This window comes from Mycobacterium sp. TH-M103, assembly GCF_057473785.1.
Genome location: NZ_JBYCLG010000235.1, coordinates 1 through 7,251 on the forward strand (window position 1 = coordinate 1; position 7,251 = coordinate 7,251).

Annotated in this window: 9 protein-coding genes and 1 pseudogene; 5 read left to right on the forward strand and 5 right to left on the reverse strand. The window is 69.2% G+C overall.

Annotated elements, in window-relative coordinates; genetic code table 11:
- Positions 1–86 (forward strand): hypothetical protein (locus AC2VOR_RS13600; RefSeq protein ID WP_486963944.1); only part of this gene is annotated, 86 nt, incomplete at its 5' end.
- Positions 87–89: 3 nt separating this feature from the next.
- Here the strand turns inward: AC2VOR_RS13600 and hemW are convergent.
- From hemW to AC2VOR_RS13615, 3 genes are read right to left on the reverse strand one after another with little or no spacing between them, the layout of a single operon-like run.
- The gene (gene hemW, locus AC2VOR_RS13605) at positions 90–1,262 is read right to left on the reverse strand and encodes a radical SAM family heme chaperone HemW (RefSeq protein WP_486963941.1); all 1,173 of its coding nucleotides are present in this window, start codon (positions 1,260–1,262) and stop codon (positions 90–92) included.
- Positions 1,263–1,318: 56 nt separating this feature from the next.
- Positions 1,319–1,753, reverse strand: coding sequence for a transglycosylase family protein (locus AC2VOR_RS13610; RefSeq protein ID WP_369737974.1), 435 nt, complete (start codon positions 1,751–1,753; stop codon positions 1,319–1,321).
- A complete protein-coding gene (locus AC2VOR_RS13615; RefSeq protein ID WP_486963942.1) occupies positions 1,750–2,451 on the reverse strand; it encodes a hypothetical protein in 702 nt (233 codons plus the stop codon). Before AC2VOR_RS13615 ends, AC2VOR_RS13610 begins: the two co-directional genes overlap by 4 nt.
- 55 nt (positions 2,452–2,506) lie before the next feature.
- Between AC2VOR_RS13615 and AC2VOR_RS13620 the strand changes: the two genes are divergently transcribed.
- Together AC2VOR_RS13620 and AC2VOR_RS13625 are read left to right on the forward strand one after the other, a co-directional pair.
- The gene (locus AC2VOR_RS13620; RefSeq protein WP_486963943.1) at positions 2,507–2,599 is read left to right on the forward strand and encodes an Ms4527A family Cys-rich leader peptide; all 93 of its coding nucleotides are present in this window, start codon (positions 2,507–2,509) and stop codon (positions 2,597–2,599) included.
- Positions 2,600–2,929: 330 nt separating this feature from the next.
- Positions 2,930–3,676, forward strand: coding sequence for a phosphoadenylyl-sulfate reductase (locus AC2VOR_RS13625; RefSeq protein ID WP_369737969.1), 747 nt, complete (start codon positions 2,930–2,932; stop codon positions 3,674–3,676).
- 108 nt (positions 3,677–3,784) lie between these two features.
- Here AC2VOR_RS13625 and AC2VOR_RS13630 read toward each other — a convergent pair whose 3' ends face one another.
- A complete protein-coding gene (locus tag AC2VOR_RS13630) occupies positions 3,785–4,822 on the reverse strand; it encodes a sulfate ABC transporter substrate-binding protein (protein WP_369737967.1) in 1,038 nt (345 codons plus the stop codon).
- A gap of 253 nt (positions 4,823–5,075) precedes the next feature.
- Positions 5,076–5,270, reverse strand: coding sequence for a hypothetical protein (locus AC2VOR_RS13635; protein ID WP_369737965.1), 195 nt, complete (start codon positions 5,268–5,270; stop codon positions 5,076–5,078).
- Between the two features lie 129 nt (positions 5,271–5,399).
- Here AC2VOR_RS13635 and AC2VOR_RS13640 point away from each other — a divergent pair.
- Positions 5,400–6,665, forward strand: a pseudogene (locus AC2VOR_RS13640) (FAD-dependent oxidoreductase).
- The coding region (locus AC2VOR_RS13645; protein ID WP_486963945.1) for a trehalase-like domain-containing protein at positions 6,557–7,251 on the forward strand (695 nt) is incomplete at its 3' end. The pseudogene AC2VOR_RS13640 and the gene AC2VOR_RS13645, both read left to right, overlap by 109 nt.

Consider the following 7,251-nt stretch of genomic DNA (forward strand, 5'->3'; position numbering starts at 1 on the left):
TGACGTTCTCCTACAACGTCACGATCGGCATCCCGCTGTACATCGAGATCGCCCACGTCGTCGGGCACTGGTTCGCGGGCACCTGAGAACTACCCCAGCACCCCGCGCACGACCCCGTCGGCGAGCAGGCGTCCGCGCGGGGTGAGCACGAGCCGGTCCCCCTCGGCCACCAGCAGTCCGTCGGCGACGGCGGACTCGGCGCGTTCGCGTTCGGCGGCGTCCAGGGAGGCCAGCGGAAGTCCTTGCCGCAGGCGGGTTCTCAACAAGACGTCCTCGGTGTGCAGTGCGTCCGGACCGAGCTGCTCGAATCCCGCCACGGGCAACGCCGCAGCGGCCAGCCTGTCGGCATAGGCATTGGGGTGCTTGACGTTCCACCAGCGCGTCGCCCCGACATAGCCGTGCGCTCCCGGCCCGGCGCCCCACCACTGACCGCCGTCCCAGTAGCCGAGGTTGTGCCGGCACTCACCGCCGGGGCGCGACCAGTTCGACACCTCGTACCAGTCCATCCCCGCCTCGGCGAGGCGGGCGTCGACCAGCTCGTAGCGGTGCGCGAGCACGTCGTCGTCGGGGGCGGCCAGCTCCCCACGGCGGACCCGCCGGGACAGGGCGGTGCCGTCCTCGACGGTGAGGGCATAGGCGGACACGTGGTCCACGCCGGTCGCCACCGCCGTGTCGACGGAACGCAGCAGGTCGTCGTCGCTTTCACCGGGTGTCCCATAGATCAGGTCCAGGCTGACGTGTTCGAAGCCGGCGTCCAGCGCCTCGCGGGCCGCGTCGGCCGACCGGTTCGGCGTATGAATCCGGTCGAGGACGCCCAGCACCCGCGGTGACACTGACTGCATGCCCAGCGATACCCGCGTGTATCCCGCGGCCCGGGCCGCCCCGAAAAAGTCCGGCCAGGCCGACTCCGGGTTGGCCTCGGTGGTGACCTCGGCGTCCGGCGCCAGCGCGAAGTGCTCACGCACCATGTCCAGCAACGTCGCCACGCGCGCGCCACCCAGCAGCGACGGCGTCCCGCCGCCGACGAAGACGGTGTGCAGCGTCGGGCCGCCCAACCGCGCGGCCGCCAACTCGAGTTCCGTCCGCAGCGCCTGCAGCCAGGCATCGGGGTTGACGCCACCCAACTCGGCCGGGGTGTAGGTGTTGAAATCGCAATAGCCGCAACGGGTTATACAGAACGGTACGTGCACATACAACCCGAACGGCCGGTCCGGGACCGGCTGCAGGCCGGGCAGGTCGACCTGCTCCTCGCGAAGGCTCATGCCAAATGATCCCACGCCCGCGGATCGCGCCGGGCCGGTCGGTCAGCCCTCGACCGTCAGTCCTCTTCCACCCCGGGGCAACCGCCGCCCTGAGCCTCGACGTATCCCAGGAGGTGCGACAGGGATCCCACCGGTGCCGCGTCCGGGCTGCATGTAGCGCAGCGGGGCCAGGCGCCGGGTCCCTGGGAGGCCATGATCCGGTCCGCGACCTCGACCTGCGCGTCGGGGACGGCGGCCGACGGCAGACCGTAACCGCCGTTGGCATCCCACGTGGGCTGGCTGATCTGCAGGCCGCCGAACAGTCCGTTGCCGGTGTCGGCGGCCCAGTTGCCGCCCGACTCGCACTGCGCGATCGCTTCCCAGTTGACGTCGTCGGCTTTCGAGTCGCTGGTCGAGACCGCCAGGGCGGTGACGAACAGGGCACCCACCAGCAGGGTCTGAGCCAGGAATGCGGACACGATGACGCGGATCCCCGCGAGCCTGAGCGTCATATCACTCGCACCTTGCTGGCCAGCCAACGACCGTCGACCTTGGTCATCACCATCTTGACCCGGCTCCGTTCGAGCGTTGCCTTCGCGCTGTTGCGGTTTTTGACCGACTGGTCGACGAGCATCAGGATCACCGCCCTGCTGGTGGTGGCCTTCTTCACCCATGACTCCGTGATGATCCCGCGCACGGTCGTCACGTTCTCCCTGAGCATCCGGTGCAGTTCGGTGCTGGACTTGCCGTAGTGCTCTTTGAAATCGCCGGTCGCGCCGTCGAGGATGTCGCCGTATTTGCCCTCGATCGTCTCGCCGTCGAAGTTGATCAGCTTGCCGATGTAGGCCTGGGCGGCCGCAAGCGCCTGCCTGGCGGCGACGTTGCGTTGGTGCTCCTGGTAGAGCAACTGCCCGCCCAGGCCCGCCACCGCCAGCGCAATGACGACGACGCCCGCCGCCAGCCATCGCAAAGCCGGGCGTCTCGGGCGGGACCGACGAAGGATGCCGGTGCGATTCCGGACGAGCCCGGGGAGCCGTTCGGTGATCGCGAAATGCGAAGCACCGATGGGTTTGTTGACGACCAGGTGGGCGCCGCCGCCCTCCACCCGCGATCCGTTCACGATGACCTCAATCCCCTTCAGTCCCAAGGCGAGGTAATTATCACCGGTAGCAGGTGGCACTTCGGTAACGAAGAGGCGGCTTTTTCGCACGCCAATCGGGATCCCGCGCGCGTGCGTGGACGCCTTCCGTGGCACAATCGAGGGCGTGATCGTTGTCGAGCCTCGTCTGCGCGTTGCGCTGGTGGCACGTCGGCACATCGATCTGAAGCGCGTCTGCAGCTGCTGTTGTCTCCGCTGATCTCGTAGACCCGCCCCCTGTCAACAGCCGGCGCCGGATCTGCGCCGCCGCCGAAATCCTCGGTCAAGTGGCGCGTTCACGCCTGCGAACGTTCGTGAAGGACAACCGAGCAGTGATCACAGCCACCCCCCGGACACGGGAATATCACAAGGCGCCCAACGGTTATCACACTCGTGCGACGGGTACGCGACGTTGCGTACGGGGCCGCATCGAAAGCGCCAGCGCCACATGGTGTTTGCGCGCGGCCAGTCCCCTGGAGAACACCGGGCAGCGCATCGATCTCGGTGTGCCCGATGTCACGCACACCATCTGGACGGAGGCAGATCACCTATGACCACCACCGAAGTGTCGGAACTCTCCGAGTCCGAGTTGCGCGAGGTGGCGGCGCGCGGGGCGGCCGACCTGGAAAACGCCAGCGCCATCGACGTGCTGCGTTGGACGGACGAGACTTTCGGCGGGGTCCGCGGACCCCGTGGCTGCGCGACATGCAACTACGTCGTCGCCTCGAGCATGCAGGATGCGCTGCTCGTGGAGCTGGCCGCGAAGGTTCGACCCGGTGTGCCGGTGGTGTTTCTGGACACCGGATACCACTTCGTGGAGACGATCGGCACCCGCGACGCAGTGGAGTCCGTCTACGACATCCACGTGATCAACGCCACCCCCGAGCACACGGTGGCCGAGCAGGACGCCCTGCTGGGCAAGGACCTCTTCGCCCGCGACCCCGGCGAGTGCTGCCGGCTCCGCAAGGTCGCGCCGTTACGCAAAGCGCTGCAGGGCTATTCGGCGTGGGTGACCGGGCTGCGCCGCGTGGACGCGCCCACCCGCGCCAACGCGCCCGTGGTCAGCTTCGACGAGGCGTTCAAGCTGGTGAAGGTCAGCCCGCTTGTGGACTGGACCGACCGCGACGTCGACACGTACATCGCCGAGCATGGCGTACTGGTGAATCCGCTCATCTACGACGGGTATCCGTCGATCGGCTGCGCCCCCTGCACGGTCCGGCCCGCCGAAGGCGCCGACCCGCGTAGCGGCCGCTGGCAGGGAACGGCCAAGACCGAGTGCGGTCTGCACGCGTCGTGAGGCGCGGCGGGATGGGTGCCGGCTGACGGGCTCACGCCGGTGTCGCCGCGATCGGCGGCACGCGGGTGGGCCGCACGCGGGCATCGCCCCGGGGCGTCACCGCGGCCGTCATCCGGTGGCCCGCAGGTAGACCTGGGTGATGGCGCCGGTGGCCTGGTCGAACAGCTGCGCATCGACGGCGTCCCAACCGCCGAGGTCGGCGATCGTGAAGAGTTTGTCCGGTACCGGGAACCGGTCCGAGAACTCGGCGGCCACCCCCGGGTCGACGGGCCGGAACCCGGCCTGCGCCCACAGGCGCTGCGTCGCGGCGCGGTACTGGAAATTCTTGAACGCGCTGGCCGCGTCCAGGTGTGCGCTGGTGGTCACCACGGCGACCGGGTTGTCGACCCTGACGGTCTGCGGCGGGATGACGTGCTGCACCGGCTTGCCCTGCCGCTCGGTGGCCAGGGCCTCGTTCTCGGGGCTGATCAGCACGTCACCGCTGCCCCGCACGAAGACGTCGGTCGCCTCCCGCCCCGACCCTGGCCGCAGTTTGACGTGCCCGCTCACCAACTTGTCGACGAAGCCGACGCCGGCTTCCTGATCGCTGCCGCCGCGGCTCGCGGCCGCATACGGGGCGAGCAGGTTCCACTTCGCGGCGGCCGAACTCAGCGGGCTGGGTGTGATGAGCTCGATCCCAGGACGCAGCAGGTCGTCCCAGTCCCTGATGTTCTTCGGGTTTCCCGCGCGCACCACCAACGTCACCACCGACCCGAACGGGACGCCCCCGGTGGCGTCCTTGTCCCAGGCGGGAGAAACCTTGCCCGCCTTGACCAGTCGGGTGACGTCGGATCCGGCCGAGAAATTCACGACGTCGGCCGGCTTGCCGTCGGCCACCGCGCGGGACTGGTCGGCGGAGGCCCCATAGGAGGCGACGACCTGCACTTGCTTGCCGTCCTCGGAGGCATTGAACGCCGCGATCACCTTGCTCCAGCCGGGTTCTGGGGCCCGGTAGGCGGCCAGGTCGATCCTGGTGTGCGCGTCGGCCGGTCCCCCGGCGCCGACGACATCGCCGGCACCGCCCTGGCAGGCGGCGACGGCACCGACAACCAGGGCGCAGGCGACGGCGGGGCGCCAGCGGAACGAGGCGACGACGTCGTCGGGCATTGATCACCTTCCGCTGCAGGACTTACCGATATCGGTCCCGTTGCTGCGGAACGGCGCCGGAAACTTCGGCAGAAGTCACCGACTCGATACCAGACCGCGCACGGGTTGGGCAGTCAGCGACAACAATGCACGAAAACCGGGCGCGTCACCACACCCGGTGCCCCGTGCATTCAGTGCGTCAACAGCCACGTGACGACGACGAGCACCACGAGAGCGACGAGCACCAGCGTCACGTGCGAACGGGGCATGAACGTTACCGCGGCAACCCGTCGGTGCGACGGAGGCGGCGCATCACATCGATGCCCTTGCCGAGCAGTCCGTCCAGCACCAACGCCATGAGGTAGGCCACCGCCAGCACGATCGGCATCACCACCATCGCCTGCAGCACGAACGGCAACCCGGAAAGCCACAGTTCGTTGCCGTCCCACCAGTTCAGGAACGCGGTCACCGGGCCCACACTATTCGCCACCGTCGCCAAAGCCAACGCGCGGTCGACGAGCCGCTCATGTGCCAGGATCTGCCCAGGGCTTCCGCCGACGAAACGACCTGCCTCGTCGCCGGCGGGGGCCGCGTCGGCATGGTGCTCGGCCTGCTGCTGGCCGGCGCCGGAGTCGACGTCACGGTGATGGAAAAGCACGCCGACTTCCTGCGTGACTTCCGGGGCGACACCGTGCACGCGAGCACCCTGCGGTTAGTCGACGAACTGGGATTGGGGCCGCGGTTCACCGCGATACCACACCGCCTCATCGACACCATCCACATGGAGGTCCAGAACCAACCGGTCGATGTCGGCCTGGCGCGGCTGCCGGGCGCACACCGGCACATCGCCCTGGTGCCGCAGTGGGACTTCCTGGAGATGGTCGCGACCGCCGCCGAGGCCGAGCCCGGCTTCAGTTTGTTGCGCAGCACCGAGGTGGTCGGCGTGATCCGGGACGGCGACCGCGTCACCTACCGTGAACCGGCCGGCGAAACCTGACGGATGCGCGCCGAACTCACGGTGGCCTGCGACGGCCGGTGTTCGACGGTGCGCTCCGCCGCCGGGCCGATCCCGCGCAGTTTCGGCGTCCCGATGGACGTCCGGTGGTTCCGGTTGCCCCGCCGGTCCGGCGATCCGCGCGGGTCGGCCTGGGTGCTGCGCGCCGGGCACGCCGTGATCATGATCGACCGCAGCGAGTACTACCAGATCGCCTATATCGTCCCGAAGGGCACCGACACCCAGACGCGCGCCCGGGGCATCGAGACGCTGCGCCGGGCATTGGCCACCCTGGTGCCCTGGCCTGCCGACCGCGTCGCCACGCTGACGTCGTTCGAGCACATGAAACTGCTTGACGTGCAACTCAATCGACTCCCACGATGGTACGGCGACGGCGGCTTGCTCATCGGGGACTTCGCACACGTGATGTCCCCGGTCGGCGGCATCGGCATCAACTTGGCGGTGGCCGACGCGGTGGCCCGCCGCACGCGTACCGGCCAAGCCGCTGCCCGCGCGGGCCGGATCTCGACCCGCCAGCCGGCCCGCGTGCAGGTGCGCCGCTGGCTCCCGACCGTGATTCTTCGGGCGGCGCAACGGCTGATCCCGGATCGCGCGAAGCGTGGACGCCGGGCGCCTAGACAGTCGATGATGTCGGCATGGTGCTGCACGTCGAACCCGCCGACCAACCCGCCCCCACCGACCAACCTGCCCACATCGGGGACGGGCACGAACCGGCACTGGATTCACCGTTGGCCTCACCGATCGACTTCAGCGCGCCGGCGCCCCTGGCTCCCAATGCCGGGCTGCGCAACCCGTTTCCGCCGATCGCCGACTATGCGTTTCTGTCCGACTGGGAGACGACGTGCCTGATCTCGCCGGCCGGGTCGGTGGAATGGCTCTGCGTGCCCCGGCCCGACTCCCCGAGCGTGTTCGGGGCGATCCTGGATCGCAGCGCCGGCCACTTCAGGCTGGGGCCCTACGGGGTTTCGGTTCCTTCGGCCCGCCGCTACCTGCCCGGCAGCCTGATCATGGAGACCACCTGGCAGACCCACACCGGGTGGCTGATCGTCCGCGACGCGCTAGTGATGGGCCCCTGGCACGACATCGAGCGCCGCTCGCGGACCCACCGCCGCACCCCGATGGACTGGGACGCCGAGCACATCCTGCTACGCACGGTGCGCTGCGTCAGTGGCACCGTCGAGCTGATGATGAGCTGCGAACCCGCATTCGACTACCACCGCACCGGGGTGACGTGGGAGTACTCGGCGAACGCCTACGGCGAGGCGATCGCCCGCGCCGCCAAGCAACCCGACGACCACCCCACGCTGCGGCTGACCACCAACCTGCGCATCGGGCTGGAGGGCCGGGAGGCGCGCGCACGCACCCGGATGAAGGAGGGCGACGACGTGTTCGTCGCCCTGAGCTGGACCAAGCACCCGGCGCCGCAGACCTACGA